The sequence below is a fragment of the Pandoraea pnomenusa genome, assembly GCF_000767615.3.
Taxonomy (GTDB): Bacteria; Pseudomonadota; Gammaproteobacteria; order Burkholderiales; family Burkholderiaceae; genus Pandoraea; species Pandoraea pnomenusa.
On the sequence record NZ_CP009553.3, the window covers coordinates 624,996 to 644,206 of the forward strand.

Annotated in this window: 10 protein-coding genes, 2 tRNA genes and 3 rRNA genes; 10 read left to right on the top strand and 5 right to left on the bottom strand. The window is 59.5% G+C overall.

Translation table 11 applies throughout. The features are described 5' to 3' along the window. Nucleotides 1-41: 41 nt before the first annotated feature. Nucleotides 42-1,244 (bottom strand): 3-oxoadipyl-CoA thiolase, encoded by a 1,203-nt coding sequence (pcaF, locus tag LV28_RS26935; RefSeq protein WP_023594040.1) that lies wholly within the window; start codon nucleotides 1,242-1,244, stop codon nucleotides 42-44. A 168-nt stretch (nucleotides 1,245-1,412) separates the two neighbouring features. Then, a complete protein-coding gene (paaN, locus tag LV28_RS26940; protein WP_038618890.1) occupies nucleotides 1,413-3,107 on the bottom strand; it encodes a phenylacetic acid degradation protein PaaN in 1,695 nt (564 codons plus the stop codon). A 384-nt stretch (nucleotides 3,108-3,491) separates the two neighbouring features. Here paaN and LV28_RS26945 point away from each other — a divergent pair, with 384 nt between their 5' ends. The 8 genes from LV28_RS26945 to LV28_RS26980 all read left to right on the top strand — a co-directional run bounded on the left by LV28_RS26945 (nucleotide 3,492) and on the right by LV28_RS26980 (nucleotide 12,241). Beyond that, entirely contained in the window at nucleotides 3,492-4,268 is a 777-nt protein-coding gene (locus tag LV28_RS26945; RefSeq protein ID WP_023594042.1) for an enoyl-CoA hydratase, read from the top strand. Between the two features lie 85 nt (nucleotides 4,269-4,353). Then, nucleotides 4,354-5,157, top strand: coding sequence for a basic amino acid ABC transporter substrate-binding protein (locus LV28_RS26950; RefSeq protein WP_023594043.1), 804 nt, complete (start codon nucleotides 4,354-4,356; stop codon nucleotides 5,155-5,157). 582 nt (nucleotides 5,158-5,739) lie between these two features. Next, a 16S ribosomal RNA gene (locus tag LV28_RS26955) occupies nucleotides 5,740-7,272 on the top strand. 64 nt (nucleotides 7,273-7,336) lie between these two features. Beyond that, a tRNA-Ile gene (locus LV28_RS26960) sits at nucleotides 7,337-7,413 on the top strand. 48 nt (nucleotides 7,414-7,461) lie between these two features. After that, nucleotides 7,462-7,537, top strand: a tRNA-Ala gene (locus LV28_RS26965). Between the two features lie 288 nt (nucleotides 7,538-7,825). After that, nucleotides 7,826-10,703: ribosomal RNA gene (locus tag LV28_RS26970) — 23S ribosomal RNA — on the top strand. Between the two features lie 128 nt (nucleotides 10,704-10,831). Beyond that, nucleotides 10,832-10,944, top strand: a 5S ribosomal RNA gene (rrf, locus tag LV28_RS26975). Together the 16S, 23S and 5S rRNA genes with 2 tRNA genes alongside form the textbook arrangement of a ribosomal RNA operon. A 499-nt stretch (nucleotides 10,945-11,443) precedes the next feature. After that, entirely contained in the window at nucleotides 11,444-12,241 is a 798-nt protein-coding gene (locus tag LV28_RS26980; RefSeq protein WP_069106811.1) for a DUF3047 domain-containing protein, read from the top strand. A gap of 87 nt (nucleotides 12,242-12,328) precedes the next feature. Here LV28_RS26980 and LV28_RS26985 read toward each other — a convergent pair whose 3' ends face one another. Beyond that, entirely contained in the window at nucleotides 12,329-13,525 is a 1,197-nt protein-coding gene (locus LV28_RS26985) for a M20 aminoacylase family protein (RefSeq protein WP_038618887.1), read from the bottom strand. Nucleotides 13,526-13,737: 212 nt separating this feature from the next. Between LV28_RS26985 and LV28_RS26990 the strand changes: the two genes are divergently transcribed. Together LV28_RS26990 and LV28_RS26995 are read left to right on the top strand one after the other, a co-directional pair. After that, nucleotides 13,738-15,813: a molybdopterin-containing oxidoreductase family protein gene (locus LV28_RS26990; RefSeq protein WP_023594046.1), complete on the top strand. Its 2,076-nt coding sequence runs from the start codon at nucleotides 13,738-13,740 to the stop codon at nucleotides 15,811-15,813. Nucleotides 15,814-16,030: 217 nt separating this feature from the next. Beyond that, a complete protein-coding gene (locus LV28_RS26995; protein ID WP_028731365.1) occupies nucleotides 16,031-17,122 on the top strand; it encodes an aminopeptidase in 1,092 nt (363 codons plus the stop codon). A gap of 166 nt (nucleotides 17,123-17,288) precedes the next feature. On the opposite strand, the gene LV28_RS27000 is transcribed toward LV28_RS26995, so the two are convergent. Together LV28_RS27000 and LV28_RS27005 are read right to left on the bottom strand one after the other, a co-directional pair. After that, nucleotides 17,289-17,768, bottom strand: coding sequence for a MarR family winged helix-turn-helix transcriptional regulator (locus LV28_RS27000; RefSeq protein ID WP_023594048.1), 480 nt, complete (start codon nucleotides 17,766-17,768; stop codon nucleotides 17,289-17,291). A gap of 153 nt (nucleotides 17,769-17,921) precedes the next feature. Next, on the bottom strand, nucleotides 17,922-19,073 hold the full coding sequence (locus LV28_RS27005) for a porin (protein WP_025250232.1): 1,152 nt from the start codon (nucleotides 19,071-19,073) through the stop codon (nucleotides 17,922-17,924). Between the last annotated feature and the right edge of the window lie 138 nt (nucleotides 19,074-19,211).

Here is a 19,211-nt window from a genome sequence, read left to right on the forward strand (position 1 = left end):
TCCTCCGGGTGTCTCTTGTCTTGGCGAAGCGCGATGAGCGATCAGACGCGTTCGATGGCGATGGCGATGCCCTGGCCCACGCCGATGCACATCGTGCACAGCGCATAGCGGCCGCCGGTGCGATGCAGTTGATACATCGCGGTCGTGACCAGACGCGCGCCCGAGGCGCCCAACGGATGGCCGAGGGCGATCGCACCGCCGTTCGGATTCACGCGGGCGTCGTCGTCGGCCACGCCGAGCTGACGCAGCACTGCCAGACCCTGGCTGGCAAAGGCTTCGTTCAGTTCGATCACGTCGAACTGGTCCAGCGTCATGTTCAGCTGCTTGAGCAGCTTGACCGTGGCCGGGGCGGGGCCGATGCCCATGATGCGCGGCGCCACGCCCGCCGTGGCCATGCCCAGTACGCGCGCGCGCGGCGTGAGACCGTGCAGCCTGGCGGCACTCTCGCTGGCGAGCAGCAAGGCGCACGCGCCGTCGTTCACGCCCGAGGCATTGCCGGCGGTCACGGTGCCGTCGGGACGCACCACGCCCTTGAGCTTGGCCAACGCCTCCAGGCTCGTGGCGCGCGGGTGCTCGTCACGTTCCACCACGATCGCGTCGCCCTTCTTCTGGGCGATCGACACCGGCGTGATTTCCTGCGCCAGCGTGCCGTCGGCCTGCGCGCGCGCTGCCTTCTCCTGGCTGCGCAGCGCGAAGCGGTCCTGGTCTTCGCGATTGATCTTGAAGTCGTCCGCCACGTTCTCGGCCGTCTCGGGCATGGAGTCCACGCCGTACTGCGCCTTCATCAGCGGGTTGATGAAGCGCCAGCCGATGGTGGTGTCGAAAATCGCCGCCTGACGCGCGAAGGCGCTGTCGGCCTTGCCCATCACGAATGGCGCGCGAGTCATCGATTCGACGCCGCCGGCGATCATCAGCCCGGCTTCGCCGGCCTTGATGGCGCGCGCGGCGGTGCCGATGGCGTCCATGCCCGAGCCGCACAGGCGGTTGAGCGTGGCCCCCGGCACGTCGATCGGCAGCTCGGCGAGCAGCGACGCCATGCGGGCCACGTTGCGGTTGTCTTCGCCCGCCTGGTTGGCGCAGCCGTAGATTACGTCGTCGATGAGCGTCCAGTCGACGTTCGGGTTGCGCGCCATGAGCGCCTTGAGGGGAATGGCGCCGAGATTATCGGCGCGCACGTCCTTCAGGGCGCCGCCGTAGCGGCCGATGGGGGTGCGGATCGCGTCGCAGATGAAGGCTTCGGTCATGATGTCTCGTTCCTGTCCGTGGTGATCGGGAGATGGCCCGGTGACGGTCGATGGCGGTCGATCGTGCCCGGGCGGCGGCGAGTGACTATGGTAGTGACTTGCCGCCGCGATGGCGCACGATGTCGGGTTTTCTCTCCGTCCCCTCTATATAGTTGAGTGTTGTGTCGCTCAGGCGGTCGCGTCGGCGGAGCGGGCCGGCACGTGATGGCGGCTCTGCACCACGCGGAAACGGTTCGCCACGAAAGCGGCGTCCGCCAGGCTCGCATTCGCGGCCGGGTTGCCGCCCGTGCCGTGATAGTCCGAGAAGGCGGCCGACTGGTTCACGAACACGCCGCCCGTGAGGTTCAGCGACAGCGCCACGCGGCCCTCGATGGCGGCGTCGAGCGCCTGGGACTCGCCTTCGGCCGACGTCGTGTAGGCCGAGAGCGTGAGCGCACCGTGTTCGGCGGCGATGCGTCCGGCCAGCGCGAAGGCCTGTGCGCTGCTGTCGACGGCGATCACGAAGGCGATCGGGCCGAACCACTCACGCGTGAAGGTCGCCTCGTCGGCCACGTCGAGGGCCACGATCAGCGGCGTGCGAACGCGGGCGTCGGCGAAAGCCGGGTGCTGCAGCGACTGGCTGTCGAGGACCACACGACCGAGACCGCGGGCTTCCTCGATCCGCGCGAGCACGCCCTCGTTCTGGATCGCTCCGAGCAGCTCCACGGCCTTGGCCGGGTCGCTGCACGTTTTTTGAACGCTGCCCGCGATGGCGGACACGACCTCGTCGAACGACACCTTGCCGTCCGGAGTCTGGATGCCGTCGCGCGGAATATAGATGTTCTGCGGTGCGGTGCACATCTGACCCGAGTACAGCGCCAGCGAGAAGCCGATGTTGCGGGCCATGCCCTTGAGGTCATCCGTCGAGTCGATCACGATCTGGTTCACGCCGGCCTTCTCGGTATAGACCTGTGCCTGACGGGCGTGGGTCTCGAGCCAGTCGCCGTTGGCGGTGCTGCCCGTGAAGTCGATCACGCGCACTTCGCCGCGCTGGGCGAGCTGCTGGACGATGGCGCCGTCGTTCGGGTTGGTCGCGGCGAGCGTGACCACGTCCGGATCGAAGCCGGCTTCCTTGAGCACCTCGCGAGCAATCTTCACCGTGATGGCCAGCGGCAGGATCGCACCCGGATGCGGCTTGACGATCACGGCATTGCCGGTCGCCAGGCTGGCGAACAGGCCGGGATAGCCATTCCACGTGGGGAACGTACAGCAGCCGAGGACCAGTGCCACGCCGCGCGGCACCACCGTGTAGCGCTTTTCCATGGCGAGCGGCGGGTTCTTGCCCTGCGGCTTCTCCCAGTAGGCGTCGGCCGGAATGCGGCGCAATTCGTCCCAGGCGTAGGCCACGGCTTCGAGGCCGCGATCCTGGGCGTGCGGGCCGCCGGCCTGAAACGCCATCATGAAGGCCTGGCCCGTGGTGTGCATGACGGCGTTGGCCATCTCGAAGCTGCGGGCGTTCAGGCGCTTGAGGATTTCGAGCGAGACACCGACCCAGGCGTCCGGCGTGGCGGCGCGGTACGACTTGTGCGCGTCGCTCACGCGGGCGAGCAGGGTGTCGATTTCGAACCCGGGATAGGTCGTGCCCAGGGCGAAGCCGAACGGCGAGGTTTCCTGGCCGACGCTTCCCGTGCTGCCGCGCTGCTCGAGCGGGAAGGCGGCGTTCAGATACTGCTTGAAGGCGGCTTCGCCGTCGGCGGCCGCCGTTTCGCCATACGCGCGCGGGCTCGGCATTTCCGTGAACGGGCTCCAGTAACCACGCGTGGCGATGGCCTGAAGGGCGCGCTCGAGAGTCTCTTGGTGTTTGGCGAAGAGGGGATGGGTCATGGTGGTGGATCTGTCCGTGTCGGGATGCGGCTGGCGGATTCGCTACCCGCCGGCGGGCACGTTCGTGCTGGCGCGCGGCAGGACGCAGGTGACGGCACCCGGTCGTCGTCGATATGCGTTGTCGACATTAATTAACCGACCGGTTGGTTTGTTAATATAGCATCAAATCTGCCGGGCGTGGCGCGTGATGACGCCGGGTTTTCCCCGACGGCCGGACGGTCTCCTGGCTCGCCGTCGGGCGTCAAGGCTGAACGTCTGCTTGGCGGAACGACAGGTGCGTGCCCGGGGGATCGATGGCATCATGCCCTGAACCTTTGTTTGCAGTGATGTGCCGTTACCTACCCCCGAAACACAAGACAAGACTTTGACTGGAGGAAGAAGAGGATGACGTACGAGAACATTCTGGTGGAGACGCGCGGTCGCGTTGGTCTGATCACGCTGAATCGTCCGAAAGCGCTCAATGCGCTCAACGATGCGCTGATGGACGAACTCGGCGCCGCGCTGACCGCCTTCGATGCCGACGACGCCATCGGATGCATGGTGATCACCGGTAGCGAGAAGGCGTTCGCTGCGGGCGCCGACATCGGCATGATGTCGAAGTACACGTTCGCCGATGTGTTCAAGGGCGATTACATCACGCGCAACTGGGAGACGGTGCGCCGCATCCGCAAGCCGGTGATCGCGGCGGTGTCGGGCTTCGCGCTCGGCGGCGGCTGCGAACTGGCCATGATGTGCGATTTCATTATCGCGGCGGACAACGCAAAGTTCGGTCAGCCGGAGATCAAGCTCGGCGTGATTCCGGGCGCGGGCGGCACGCAGCGTCTCACGCGCGCCGTGTCGAAGGCCAAGGCGATGGACATGTGCCTGACCGCCCGGTTCATGGATGCCGCGGAGGCCGAGCGCGCCGGTCTCGTGTCGCGCGTGGTTCCGTTCGACAAGCTGCTGGACGAGGCGATCGGTGCGGCGAACACCATCTGCGAATTTTCCCTGCCGGTCGTGATGGCGGCCAAGGAAGCCGTGAACCGTGCGTTCGAATCGACCCTCGACGAGGGGGTGCAGTTCGAGCGTCGCATTTTCCATTCGCTGTTCGCGCTGGAAGATCAGAAGGAGGGCATGGCCGCATTCGTCGAGAAGCGCAAGCCCGTTTTCAAGCATCGCTGACGCTGTTGTGAAAAACGGTGACGACCTCCTTTGCGGGGGTCGTCCTTGTGGTAGGCTGCCGGTTTTTTCAGCAAGGGACGAAACGATGTCGACCAAACGACGTACATTGGCGCTGGCGCTCATAGTGGCTTCAGGGCTGCTGTTGAGTGCCTGCGGGAAAAAGGAAGAATCGGCCGCGGGCCGCTCGGTGGGGCCGGACGGCGCGCAACCCGTGTATGTCGTCGGTTCGGACGCCGCCTATGCGCCGTTCGAATTCGAAACGGATACCCGGCAGATCGCCGGCTTCGACATCGACGTGATGAAGGCCGTTGCCGACAAGGCGGGCATTTCCGTCCGCTTCATCAACACGCCTTTCGAGGGAATCTTCAATTCGTTGGTGCAGGGTGATCGGGACATTCTGATATCGGCGATCACGATCACCGACGAGCGCAGCAAGCAGATGGACTTTTCGACGCCATACTTCGAGGCGTCGCAGTTGATTGCCGTGCCGGTCGACTCGACGGTGAAGAAGTTCGACGATCTCAAGTCGCTGAAGGTGGGTGTTCAGACTGCGACTACGGGCGACGAGGTCGTGCAGAAGCTCATGGGCAAGAACAACCCCGCCGTCAAACGCTTCGAAGGTACGCCGCTGGCGATGAAGGAGCTCGAAGCGGGTGGCGTGGATGCTGTCGTGGCCGACAACGGTGTGGTGGTGAACTTCATCTCCAACAATCCGAACGCGAAACTGCGTACTGTTTCCGACAGCAGCTTCCCGAAGGAGTATTACGGGATTGCGGTGCGCAAGGGCGACACCGAGTTGCTGGCCAAGATCAACAAGGGCATCGAGGCGATCAAGGCTGACGGAACGTACGACGCCATCTACGCGCGCTACTTCGGCAAGAAGTCGTAGTCGGTCGGTGCGCTGGACAATAAGGGCATCGACACCGGTGGGTGACGATGTCGGATGAAAAAGCCCCGTCCCGACGGGGCTTTTTCATGGCTTTTCAAAATATTTTCACAAAGGGCTTGCCAGCGTTCGGGGTTTTCACTAATATCTCGTCTCTCGCAACGACGGCGACGCAGCGAAAGCGGCGAAGCGGTTGGGGTGACGGGCCGAAAAGCCCGGTGGTTAGTGGTTTTCGAGCAGGCAAGTCGCTACGGCGGCGAGCGAAGAAAGCGAAAAAACTGTTGACGACGACGAGAAGCTGCGACATAATCTCACTTCTCTGCTGCTGATGCAGCGACGCAAAAAACGAAGCGACGGCGCGGTAAGTTGGCGACGAAGCGAAGTGTGATGCGATTGATCTTTAAAAATTGAACAACCGATAAGTGTGGGCACTCGATGAATAGTGCGTCTGCTTCGGCAGATTAGCTTTAAATTTATTGAGGCTCACATAGTAATAGGTAAGTTAAGTAATTAACTTGTCAGCATACTTTGAGAGCGACCGGTTCTAGCGATTTATCGCGAAAAACCGAAAACAGTAACAGGTTTAAACTGAAGAGTTTGATCCTGGCTCAGATTGAACGCTGGCGGCATGCCTTACACATGCAAGTCGAACGGCAGCACGGGTGCTTGCACCTGGTGGCGAGTGGCGAACGGGTGAGTAATACATCGGAACGTACCTTGTAGTGGGGGATAGCTCGGCGAAAGCCGGATTAATACCGCATACGCTCTGAGGAGGAAAGCGGGGGACCTTCGGGCCTCGCGCTACAAGAGCGGCCGATGTCAGATTAGCTAGTTGGTGGGGTAAAAGCTCACCAAGGCGACGATCTGTAGCTGGTCTGAGAGGACGACCAGCCACACTGGGACTGAGACACGGCCCAGACTCCTACGGGAGGCAGCAGTGGGGAATTTTGGACAATGGGCGAAAGCCTGATCCAGCAATGCCGCGTGTGTGAAGAAGGCCTTCGGGTTGTAAAGCACTTTTGTCCGGAAAGAAATCCTCTGGGTTAATACCTCGGGGGGATGACGGTACCGGAAGAATAAGCACCGGCTAACTACGTGCCAGCAGCCGCGGTAATACGTAGGGTGCAAGCGTTAATCGGAATTACTGGGCGTAAAGCGTGCGCAGGCGGTTTTGTAAGACGGATGTGAAATCCCCGGGCTTAACCTGGGAACTGCATTCGTGACTGCAAGGCTAGAGTATGGCAGAGGGGGGTAGAATTCCACGTGTAGCAGTGAAATGCGTAGAGATGTGGAGGAATACCGATGGCGAAGGCAGCCCCCTGGGCCAATACTGACGCTCATGCACGAAAGCGTGGGGAGCAAACAGGATTAGATACCCTGGTAGTCCACGCCCTAAACGATGTCAACTAGTTGTTGGGGATTCATTTCCTTAGTAACGTAGCTAACGCGTGAAGTTGACCGCCTGGGGAGTACGGTCGCAAGATTAAAACTCAAAGGAATTGACGGGGACCCGCACAAGCGGTGGATGATGTGGATTAATTCGATGCAACGCGAAAAACCTTACCTACCCTTGACATGTACGGAATCCTGCTGAGAGGTGGGAGTGCTCGAAAGAGAACCGTAACACAGGTGCTGCATGGCTGTCGTCAGCTCGTGTCGTGAGATGTTGGGTTAAGTCCCGCAACGAGCGCAACCCTTGTCCTTAGTTGCTACGCAAGAGCACTCTAAGGAGACTGCCGGTGACAAACCGGAGGAAGGTGGGGATGACGTCAAGTCCTCATGGCCCTTATGGGTAGGGCTTCACACGTCATACAATGGTCGGTACAGAGGGCTGCCAAACCGCGAGGTGGAGCTAACCCCAGAAAACCGATCGTAGTCCGGATCGCAGTCTGCAACTCGACTGCGTGAAGCTGGAATCGCTAGTAATCGCGGATCAGCATGTCGCGGTGAATACGTTCCCGGGTCTTGTACACACCGCCCGTCACACCATGGGAGTGGGTTTTGCCAGAAGTAGGTAGCCTAACCGTAAGGAGGGCGCTTACCACGGCAGGATTCATGACTGGGGTGAAGTCGTAACAAGGTAGCCGTAGGGGAACCTGCGGCTGGATCACCTCCTTTCTAGAGCATGCACTGGAAGTTGAGTGTTCACGCTTATCGGTTGTTGACTGCGTAGATCTAAGTCGGGTCTGTAGCTCAGGTGGTTAGAGCACCGTCTTGATAAGGCGGGGGTCGAAGGTTCAAGTCCTTCCAGACCCACCAAGCTTAACCACCGCCTGACCAAGTCGGCTGGTAAATGAGGCTTGATAGGGGGGCATAGCTCAGCTGGGAGAGCACCTGCTTTGCAAGCAGGGGGTCGTCGGTTCGATCCCGTCTGCCTCCACCAAAACCTTAGATCACATCGATGTCAGTCAAAAGTGTTTTACGTCTGCAGTAACTCTGTAGTAAATCCACGTGAACGTTTTTGAATGACAGCAATGTCATGCAGTATTTGTTCTTTAACAATTTGGAAGAAGAAGTAGTACAACGGAAGCGCGTTAGAGATGGCGCGTGGAAATTGTACGGGTTGTGATTGTATCAACCAGTATTTAAGTGATCGAAAGATGACTTGGAATACGGCACAACGCGAAAACTCAACCTATGAAGGATGTGTCGAGAGACGCACTCGTTATAGGGTCAAGCGAATAAGTGCATGTGGTGGATGCCTTGGCGATTACAGGCGATGAAGGACGCGATAGCCTGCGAAAAGTTGTGGGGAGCTGGCAAATAAGCATTGATCCACAAATGTCCGAATGGGGAAACCCGGCCTTTTAGGTCATCCTGGACTGAATACATAGGTCCAGTGAAGCGAACGCGGCGAACTGAAACATCTAAGTAGCTGCAGGAAAAGAAATCAACCGAGATTCCCAAAGTAGTGGCGAGCGAAATGGGACCAGCCTTCAAGATTTAGCACCGGTGTTATCAAAACGGAATGGAAAGTCCGGCCATAGTGGGTGATAGCCCCGTATGAGAAAACCCTGGTGTGGAACTAAGCTTGAGAAAAGTAGGGCGGGACACGTGAAATCCTGTCTGAAGATGGGGGGACCATCCTCCAAGGCTAAATACTCGTAATCGACCGATAGTGAACCAGTACCGTGAGGGAAAGGCGAAAAGAACCCCGGGAGGGGAGTGAAATAGATCCTGAAACCGCATGCATACAAACAGTCGGAGCCTCGAAAGGGGTGACGGCGTACCTTTTGTATAATGGGTCAGCGACTTACATTCAGTGGCGAGCTTAACCGAATAGGGAAGGCGTAGCGAAAGCGAGTCCGAATAGGGCGTTCAGTCGCTGGGTGTAGACCCGAAACCAAGTGATCTATCCATGGCCAGGTTGAAGGTGCGGTAACACGTACTGGAGGACCGAACCCACTAACGTTGAAAAGTTAGGGGATGAGCTGTGGATAGGGGTGAAAGGCTAAACAAACTTGGAAATAGCTGGTTCTCTCCGAAAACTATTTAGGTAGTGCCTCGTGTATCACCTTCGGGGGTAGAGCACTGTCATGGTTGAGGGGTCCATTGCGGATTACCTCGCCATAGCAAACTCCGAATACCGAAGAGTGCAATCACGGGAGACAGACATCGGGTGCTAACGTCCGGTGTCAAGAGGGAAACAACCCAGACCGCCAGCTAAGGTCCCTAAATATTGCTAAGTGGGAAACGAAGTGGGAAGGCTAAAACAGTCAGGAGGTTGGCTTAGAAGCAGCCACCCTTTAAAGAAAGCGTAATAGCTCACTGATCGAGTCGTCCTGCGCGGAAGATGTAACGGGGCTAAGCAATATACCGAAGCTGCGGATGCGAGCTTGCTCGCATGGTAGGAGAGCGTTCTGTAAGCCTGTGAAGGTGACTTGTAAAGGTTGCTGGAGGTATCAGAAGTGCGAATGCTGACATGAGTAGCGATAAAGGGGGTGAAAGGCCCCCTCGCCGTAAGCCCAAGGTTTCCTACGCAACGTTCATCGGCGTAGGGTGAGTCGGCCCCTAAGGCGAGGCAGAGATGCGTAGCTGATGGGAAGCAGGTTAATATTCCTGCACCGTCGTATGATGCGATGGGGGGACGGATCGCGGAAGGTTGTCCGGGTGTTGGAAGTCCCGGTCCCTGCAGTGGAGAAGGCGCTTAGGCAAATCCGGGCGCGTAATTCAAGGCTGTGGGGCGAGCGAACTTGTTCGCGAAGCAATTGGAAGTGGTTCCAAGAAAAGCCTCTAAGCTTCAGTCATACGAGACCGTACCGCAAACCGACACAGGTGGGCGAGATGAGTATTCTAAGGCGCTTGAGAGAACTCGGGAGAAGGAACTCGGCAAATTGGTACCGTAACTTCGGGATAAGGTACGCCCTTGTAGCTTGACTGGCCTGCGCCAGGAGGGTGAAGGGGTTGCAATAAACTGGTGGCTGCGACTGTTTAATAAAAACACAGCACTCTGCAAACACGAAAGTGGACGTATAGGGTGTGACGCCTGCCCGGTGCCGGAAGATTAAATGATGGGGTGCAAGCTCTTGATTGAAGTCCCGGTAAACGGCGGCCGTAACTATAACGGTCCTAAGGTAGCGAAATTCCTTGTCGGGTAAGTTCCGACCTGCACGAATGGCGTAACGATGGCCACACTGTCTCCTCCCGAGACTCAGCGAAGTTGAAGTGTTTGTGATGATGCAATCTACCCGCGGCTAGACGGAAAGACCCCATGAACCTTTACTGTAGCTTTGCATTGGACTTTGAACCGGTCTGTGTAGGATAGGTGGGAGGCTTTGAAGCAGGAACGCTAGTTTCTGTGGAGCCGTCCTTGAAATACCACCCTGGCTTGTTTGAGGTTCTAACCTAGGTCCGTAATCCGGATCGGGGACAGTGCATGGTAGGCAGTTTGACTGGGGCGGTCTCCTCCCAAAGTGTAACGGAGGAGTACGAAGGTACGCTAGGTACGGTCGGAAATCGTGCTGATAGTGCAATGGCAAAAGCGTGCTTAACTGCGAGACTGACAAGTCGAGCAGGTGCGAAAGCAGGTCATAGTGATCCGGTGGTTCTGTATGGAAGGGCCATCGCTCAACGGATAAAAGGTACTCTGGGGATAACAGGCTGATACCGCCCAAGAGTTCATATCGACGGCGGTGTTTGGCACCTCGATGTCGGCTCATCTCATCCTGGGGCTGTAGCCGGTCCCAAGGGTATGGCTGTTCGCCATTTAAAGAGGTACGTGAGCTGGGTTTAAAACGTCGTGAGACAGTTTGGTCCCTATCTGCCGTGGGCGTTGGAAGTTTGAAGGGGGCTGCTCCTAGTACGAGAGGACCGGAGTGGACGAACCTCTGGTGTACCGGTTGTCACGCCAGTGGCATCGCCGGGTAGCTATGTTCGGAAGAGATAACCGCTGAAAGCATCTAAGCGGGAAACTCGCCTTAAGATGAGACTTCCCTGGGAACTCGATTCCCCTTAAGGGTCGTTCAAGACCAGGACGTTGATAGGTCAGGTGTGGAAGCGCAGTAATGCGTTAAGCTAACTGATACTAATTGCCCGTGAGGCTTGATCCTATAACCAGTGTGTTTTTCCTGGTGTGAGTATCGCTGTGCCGATACACTCGCAACCCAACATTGTTGTACTACGCTTCTTCCAAATTGGTTTTGTTGCACGCACCGTGCAGCAGAACATACAAGTTATGCCTGATGACCATAGCGAGTTGGAACCACCCCTTCCCATCCCGAACAGGACCGTGAAACGACTCCACGCCGATGATAGTGCGGATACCCGTGTGAAAGTAGGTAATCGTCAGGCTCCCCTTAAAAACCCCTTGCTACACAGTAGCAAGGGGTTTTTGCTTTGCATCCGCGATTTGTGTGGCCAGTGCCTGGAGATTCGAAGCAAAAAGCCGATCGATGTCATGGCGCATGATGCACGCGTCCGATGAACGAGCTACGCTGAGCGCGTCCCGCGGGGCGCAATGCGCAGACTCGTCGGTGAGCCGTCGGTGGTAGCCTGGCGGTGTGCGCCGGCCGTGGTCGTCGCATCTTCGGTTTTGAACCGCAAGGGTTTCGGCGTCCGAGCCCCCTGGTGATCGCTGCGTGTTGCGAAGGCCCGGTCGAGCGCGATGCGCGATCTGCTCCAATCCACTGTGCCTTGCCTTCGCTCCGTGTTGCGTCGGCGTCATGAAGTGATAATCCCGCTGGATTCGCATCTGTTTCTCGCTTAGCATTCCGCCACGGGGTTAGCGGTAGTTCGTGGAGCGAAACAGGTGGTAAATCGAGTTCGAAGCAGGCGGCCCATTGCCGCGCGCATGGCGGCGTTCTTTGCGATCGCTGCCGTTATCTCTATCGGCGTAGGCGGATGCGCCACGCCGAGTTCTAAGCCTAGCCGAACCTTATCGGACATCTCGTCGCAATACGAGAGCATTGCACCGTTGTCCGCCGCGATCAATTCAGAAGGACTCCCGCCGTATTGGGAAACCTATCTAGTGACCCGCCAGAAGCGTCTCACACGATACGAGCAAACCATGGACGGTGATGGTGTTGCGATGATTCGTGCGACTGTTGATGGATCCGCTTCGGGGCTCGCGCAGAAGCTCGATATTCCCATCTATCCGGGGGCACATCTGACTTGGCGCTGGCGCGCCGACGCCTTGCCAACGAATGCCGACATTCGCACCAAGCGGTACGACGATGCACCGGTGCGCATCGCGCTGGCGTTCGACGGAGAGCCGTCGAAACTGACGGTCCAGGATCACCTTCATCGGGAACTGGCACGCATGGTCAGCGGCCGTGAGCTGCCATATGCCACGCTTATGTATACGTGGGGTGACGACAAATTCGTTGCCGACGAGGTAGTCGCCAACCCATACACCGCGCGCATCCGCTCCATTGTCGTAGAGCGCGGCACCGCGCATCTGGGGAATTGGCAAACATACTCCCGCGATGTCGCCAAGGATTACGAGAAGGCATTTGGAGAACGCCCAGGGCGTCTCATCGGTATCGCGATCATGAGCGACGGGGATAACACCCAGACCAAATACACGGCTTGGTACGGCGACATCCAACTGCATACCGACCGCATTCCCACGACAACAGCGTCGAAGTAGGTCGCCTTCGCACGACCCAGACAAAAGGGCCGGCAGATGACTGCGGGCCCTTTGCTGGACTCCTGATCATGCGCTCGCTGAGCGCGTCTACTTATTGCGCTCGAAATACGTCTCCACGAGCTTCACCCAGTAGGTGCCACCGAGTGGGAGCAGGTCGTCGTTGAAGTCGTAGCTGGCGTTATGCAGGTTGCACGGGCCCAGGCCATGACCGCTATCGCGGTGTGTGCCGTCGCCGTTACCAATGAAGACGTAGGCCCCCGGTTTCTCCAGAAGCATGAAGGAGAAGTCCTCCGCGCCCATCGTCGGTTCGACCTTGTCGTTGACGTTCTCGTCGCCTACCAACTGGCGCATGACATCGGCGCACAGCGCGGCCATGCGCGGCTCGTTGATCGTCGGCGGGTAATTTCGAAGGAATTCGATCTCCGCCGAGCACCCCAGGCCCTTGGCCACGAATTCGGAGATTTCGCGCAGACGCGATTCGATCAAGTCCAACACTTCGATGGAAAAGGTGCGAATGGTGCCGCCCAACCATGCCACGTCGGGTACGACGTTCGTCGTGTCGCCGGCGTGAATCTGGGTGATGGATAGTACTGCGGCGTCGATCGGGCGCTTGTTGCGCGTAATGATGCTCTGCAGTGCCTGCGCGACCTGAACGGCGGCGATCACAGGATCGATGCCCGCATTCGGAATGCCCGCATGCGTGCCCTTGCCGCGAATCGTGATCTTGAACTCGTTGCTTGAGGCCATCATCGGTCCGGGCGTCACGGCGAACGTGCCGGTCGGCACGCCCGGCCAATTGTGCATGCCGAACACCGCGTCCATGGGGAATCGTTCGAACAGGCCGTCGTTGATCATCTCGCGGGCACCGCCGCCGCCTTCTTCCGCGGGTTGGAAAATCAGGTAGACGGTGCCGTCGAAGTTGCGATGTTCTTGCAGATACTGCGCGGCCGCCAGCAGCATGGCGGTGTGGCCATCATGGCCGCACGCGTGCATCTTGCCCTCGTGCTTCGAGGCATGTTCGAACGTATTGGCTTCGCGAATCGGCAGGGCATCCATATCGGCGCGCAGGCCGATGGCGCGGTCGCTGCTGCCATTCTTGATGATGCCAACGACGCCAGTCTTGCCGAGACCGCGATGAATGGGGATGCCCCACTTCGTCAGCGTATCGGCGACGACGTCCGACGTGCGCTTTTCTTCAAAACACAATTCCGGATGAGCGTGAATGTCGCGTCGGATGGTCTGGATTTCGCCGCGGGCGGCGTCGATTTCTGGAATGAGCTTCATGACGAAATTTCCTGCGGAGCGCAATGACTCATCTTACCCCTATTGGAGAGGTCTGACATCTTGGTAGGAAATGGCTTAGGACGCCACCGGATTTCTCCGGAAAACGTCTCGGGTCCCCGTGTTGCGGGGCGCTGCGGGGGTGAACGTAATACAATATCGCCAGCACGCCACCATTTCCGGGCGCAGCAAACCGGCAGAGAGGAGTAGTTTTCATGACGACCAATACCCACGTCGTTCGGGCCGCGTGTCCGCATGACTGTCCCGACACGTGTGCATTGCACGTAACCGTGGAGAACGGCGTGGCGATCAAGGTCCAGGGAGATCCGGAGCATCCGACGACCAACGGCGTCCTGTGCACGAAAGTCTCGCGCTATACCGAACGAACCTATCACCCGGATCGTCTGCTGCATCCGCTCAAGCGCGTCGGCCCGAAAGGCAGCGGACAGTTCGTGCAGGTCGGTTGGGATGAGGCGCTAGACGGGATCGCAGCGCGGTTGCGCGCCATCGCGGCGCGCGAGCCGGAGGCCATTCTTCCTTACAGCTATGCCGGCACGATGGGGTTCGTGCAGGGCGAATCCATGGCCGCACGGTTTTTCAACAAACTCGGCGCGTCCGACCTCGACCGAACGATCTGCGCCAGCGCGGGTGCCGCAGGGCTGCGGTACACATACGGGGCAGGCGTTGGCATGCATGTCGAGCACTTCGCCGACAGCAAGCTGATCCTGATCTGGGGCAGCAACCCGATCACGTCGAGCGTGCATTTCTGGGCGATTGCGCAGGAGGCCAAGCGCCGCGGCGCGAAGCTGATCGCGATTGACCCCTATCGTTCGCTCACGGCGGAGAAGTGTCATCAGCACATTGCGCTGTTGCCGGGCACCGATGCCGCTCTTGCGCTGGGGATGATGCACGTGCTGATTGCGGAGAATCTCGTCGATCACGAGTACATCTCGCGACATACCGTGGGATACGCCCAACTCAAGGATCGTGTGCGCCGTTATACGCCCGCGCGCGTGGCGGAAATTTGCGGCATCGATGAGGCGACGATCATCACGCTGGCGCGTGAATATGCGAGTGCGAAGCCTGCGGCAATCCGGCTGAACTACGGCATGCAGCGGGCCAAGGGCGGCGGTCAGGCGACGCGCGCGGTGGCTTGCCTGCCGGCATTGATCGGCGCCTGGCGTGATCCTGCCGGCGGGCTGCTGATGTCGACGTCGGGATATGCGCCGGTGGATGCGGGTGCTCAGGCTCGTCCGGATCTGCGTCCGCGTCGGGACAAGCCAGCGCGGGTGGTGAACATGAGCGCGATCGGCGATGCGCTCTGCCATCCGGGGGGCGGGACGTTCGGTCCGAAGATCGAGGCGCTCGTCGTGTACAACAGCAATCCGGTGGCCGTTGCCCCCGAATCGGGCAAGGTCGCTGCCGGTTTTGCTCGCGAGGACCTGTTCACGGTCGTGCTGGAGCATTTCCAGACCGACACGGCCGATTACGCCGACTTCGTGCTGCCCGCCACCACGCAGCTCGAGCATCTCGATATTCACAAGGCCTACGGCCATACCTATCTGCTGGCGAACAACCCGGCGATCGCACCGCTCGGTGAGGCCAAGCCCAACTCGGAGATCTTTCGTCTACTGGCCCGAAGAATGGGCTGGCAGGAGGCCTGCTTCTCGGATACGGACGATCAACTCGCGGCGCAATCGATGCGCTGGAGCGACGCGCGCATGGCGGGAAGCGATTGGGAAACGCTCAAACGGGACGGCTGGATTCGCTACGATCTGCCCGAGGCGCCATTCGCGAACGGAGGGTTTTACACGCCGTCCGGAAAATGCGAGTTCTACTCGGAACGCATGCTGGAAGAAGGCTTCGATCCTTTGCCTGATTGGGTACCGCCATACGAGTCGGTGGCGAGTAATCCGGGCCTGGCCGCGCGTTATCCACTCGCAATGATTTCGCCACCGGCACGTAACTTCCTCAATTCGAGCTTTGTGAATGTCGAGAGCCTGCGTGCTTCCGTAGGGGAGCCAACGCTGGACATCCACCCGTCGGACGCCGCGTCGCGTGGCATTGCCGATGGCGCCGGTGTGCGCATCTTCAACGACCGGGGGACGTTGCGCGCCAAGGCCAGAGTCACAGAGAAGGCGCGCGAAGGCGTTGTCGTGGGGCTGTCGATCTGGTGGAAAAAGCTGGCGCCGGATGGCAAGAACGCGAACGAAGTGACTAGCCAACAGTTGACGGATCTGGGCCGGGCACCCACGTTTTACGACTGCCTAGTGGAAGTCGTGCCGGCCTGAACCGATTTTTCATGCTGCCGCCGAAGGGGGCGCGATGCCGTCTTTGTTTGCGAAGCTCCCGGCGCGTTGTCGCCGACTCGCGCGGGAATGGTGGCGGAACGCCCGCATATCCCACATATCGGCGTTCCTGTCAGACGCGCCTGCGCGGCTTCCCGTGAATTTTCCGAGCGTGCCGACGTCCTGTTGGGAGCCGGTTGTCGTGCGGCGCCGGAAACGGGTGACCAGGGCATCGTTGACGTGCGGGTTCGCGCTTGTCCTCGCGGGATGTGGCCAGATCGGCTACTACGCACAGTCTATCAATGGTCATTTCACCGTGCTGCACGATGCGCAGCCGGTGGCCAATCTGCTCGCCGATCCGTCGATCGACCCGCGCTTGCGCGCGCGCCTTGTCGAAGCCGAGCAAATTCGCAGCTACGCCGTGACGGCGCTGGATGAGCCGGACAACGGCAGTTACCGCAGTTACGCGGATCTCAAGCGACCCTTCGTCGTGTACAACGTTTTCGCCGCGCCGGCATTGTCACTTAAGCTACGCGAGTCGTGCCTGTTGGTCGTCGGGTGCGTCGAATACCGTGGCTATTACTCGCGGGAGTCGGCGCAAGCCTATGCCGACGAGCTGCACCGCGATGGCTGGGAGACGTTCGTCGCGGGAATTCCCGCCTATTCAACGTTGGGTTACTTCGACGATCCGCTGCTGAACACCTTCATTTATCTTCCCCGCGCGGAAGTCGCGCGCATGATCTTCCACGAACTTGCACACCAGATTCTGTTCGTCCGGGGCGATACACCGTTCAACGAGTCGTTTGCCGTGACGGTGGAAACCGTGGGTGTGCGGCGATGGCTGGCATCACATCCCGATGCCGCTGTGGAGTACGAGCGCTACGACGCGCATCGACGCCAGTTCCGCAGGTTGGTCGACGGCTATCGCAAGCGCCTGGAGGCGCTGTATGGAGGCGGCGGGACAGATGCCGAGAAGGCCAGACAGAAGGACATTCTTTTCGCCGGCATGCGTGCCGACTATGACGCATTGAAGGCCGGATGGGGCGGATATAACGGCTTCGACCGATGGTTTGAGAGCGATCTGAACAACGCCAAGATCGGTGCTTTCTCCACATACAACCAGTGGGTGCCGGCGTTCATGGCCCTGTTGGCGCAGGAGCAGGACGATTTGCCGACCTTCTACAAGGCGGTGAAAGCGCTGTCGAAGCGTCCCGAAGCGGAGCGCAACACCGAACTCGCCGCATTGGATGGCACGCCAGCCGCCGCCGCCGCCCGTGCACTGCTCGATACTCCGTTGCAGGCGAAGCGATAGGAAGCCGTTTCCGTGAGCGACGGGCCACCGTGGCGGCGGCCACCATGGTGCCGAAATACGGCGGCAATGCCGGAAATGACGGCAATGCGGCTACGATGGTGCAGCGATTTCACACGCGTACGGGCCCGCACCAGACGCGAAGGGGGGACCCGAGAACGGGCAAGGATCAACCGATGACCGACTTCAGGTCGCCGAGCAGGCCGTAGAGTTGCTGCTGCCGATCCTCCGGCAGTCGGCCCAGACGCTGTTCGATCCAGCTTTCATGCGCTCGCGCCATATTGGAGAACGCCTTCTTGCCACGCGGCGTGAGCTTGATGAGAAAGGCGCGCCGGTCGTTCGCGACTGTCTCGCGCGTGACCCAGCCCTCTTTCTCCAGTTGGTCGGTGATGCCGGTGACATTCCCGCCGGTGACCATCATCCGCTTGCTCAGCTCCCCCATCTTCAGCCCTTCAGGATGCCGATCGAGCTGGGCGAGCAGGTCGAAGCGGGGCAGTGTGCAATCAAACTCCTGACGCAGGCGGGACCGGATATCCGTCTCGATCAGATTGGCACATGTCAGCAGCCGCAGCCAAAGCCGAAGGGCGTCGTGCTCGCGATCGTGGGCTCGCGTTTCGAGATCGAGAGAGTCGGAGTCGGCGAGGCTCATGATGGATGGCGTGAAATTTACAGTATGGAAATTTTAGGTTTGAAATAAACTCGGGGTCAAGCTGGGGGCGCTACGCAGGGGGGACGGAGGACATAAAAAAAGGGCACCCGAAGGTGCCCTTTCGTCAAAGACTAAGTGACAGAAGCTGTCAGCTTAGAACTTGTGACGGATACCAGCCGTAACGGCGAACTGGTTGGTGCTTTGCGAGAAGCCCAGGCCGTTCAACGATGCGCCGCCAGGAGCGTCGTTGTTGGCGTGTTGCCACAGACCAACCAGGTACGTGTCCGTGCGCTTCGACAGGAAGTAGTCGACGCCCAGGTTGACTTGGTGGTACTTCGGCGACACGTTCGTGCCCAGTGCGTTGAGCGTCGACCACGTGTACGTGTACGAAGCGCCCAGTTGCAGAGCCGGGGTCAGCATGTACTTGGCGTTGGCTTCGACGTTGTCGAACTTCCAGCTGCCGCCACCGATGTATTGGTAGACGCTGTGGCCGTACACCAGACCCACCGTGGCCGGGCCGAAGGCGTAGTTGCCGCCAACCGACGCGATCCATGCCTTGTCGCTTGCGCCGCCAGCCGTCATGGCCGTCGTTGCGTCACCGCTGTTGTTGATCACGCCCGTCGAGTTGCTGCTCGGCGAACCGAGGTACAAGTAGCCAGCGCCGAACGAAACCGGGCCGTTAGCGTAGCCCAGGCCGAACGAGTAAGCGCGGTTGTTGGCGAAGCCCGTGCCCGTCGAACCGTTGTTCGCCGAGTTCGAGAAGCCGTACATACCGCCAGCGCTGAAGCCGCCGTAGTTCACGGTCGTGTACTTAACAGCGTTGTTCACGCGGAACGAGTTGTTCAGGTTGTCGTTGTCGAACGGGTGAGCGCCGGCGAACGTTGCCCACTGGCTGCCCGAAGCGTACGGACCAACGAAGTCAACCACGGAGTCGTACTGACGACCGATGGTCAGCGTACCAGCCGTTGCGCTGCTCAGACCAACGTAGGCTTGACGACCGAAGATACGGCTGTTTTGACCTTGCGTGCCGTTGCCCAGGTTGAAGCCGCTTTCCAAGACGAAAATCGCCTTCAGGCCACCGCCGAGGTCTTCAGCACCCTTCAGGCCCCAACGCGAACCTTGCAGGTTGCCGTTGGCGAACTGGAAGTTCTTCGATGCGTTGCCCGTGCCGGCGATGTTGCCGCCAGTCTTGCTGACATATTGCAGGCCGGCGTCGATGATACCGTACAGGGTCACGCTGCTTTGTGCGTGAGCAGCGCCAGCGAATGCGCCGAGCACGCCCAGAGCGAGAAGCGACTTTTTCATTGAGTGATCTCCAAAGGATTGTGAGATTTGTTTAACAAGGTCACTAGTGATAACGTCCTTGCTAATCAACTTCGCGAGAAGTTGGACGTAATGTAACAAATTCAATGTGGGCGGCAAAGGAAAAGGCCGGTTTTGCGC

Bases quoted from the DNA above. Each gene is read 5' to 3' on its own strand.
- pcaF (WP_023594040.1), bottom strand. From the start codon at position 1,244: ATGACCGAAGCCTTCATCTGCGACGCGATCCGCACCCCCATCGGCCGC.
- paaN (WP_038618890.1), bottom strand. From the start codon at position 3,107: ATGACCCATCCCCTCTTCGCCAAACACCAAGAGACTCTCGAGCGCGCC.
- LV28_RS26945 (WP_023594042.1), top strand. From the start codon at position 3,492: ATGACGTACGAGAACATTCTGGTGGAGACGCGCGGTCGCGTTGGTCTG.
- LV28_RS26950 (WP_023594043.1), top strand. From the start codon at position 4,354: ATGTCGACCAAACGACGTACATTGGCGCTGGCGCTCATAGTGGCTTCA.
- LV28_RS26980 (WP_069106811.1), top strand. From the start codon at position 11,444: ATGGCGGCGTTCTTTGCGATCGCTGCCGTTATCTCTATCGGCGTAGGC.
- LV28_RS26985 (WP_038618887.1), bottom strand. From the start codon at position 13,525: ATGAAGCTCATTCCAGAAATCGACGCCGCCCGCGGCGAAATCCAGACC.
- LV28_RS26990 (WP_023594046.1), top strand. From the start codon at position 13,738: ATGACGACCAATACCCACGTCGTTCGGGCCGCGTGTCCGCATGACTGT.
- LV28_RS27000 (WP_023594048.1), bottom strand. From the start codon at position 17,768: ATGAGCCTCGCCGACTCCGACTCTCTCGATCTCGAAACGCGAGCCCAC.
- LV28_RS27005 (WP_025250232.1), bottom strand. From the start codon at position 19,073: ATGAAAAAGTCGCTTCTCGCTCTGGGCGTGCTCGGCGCATTCGCTGGC.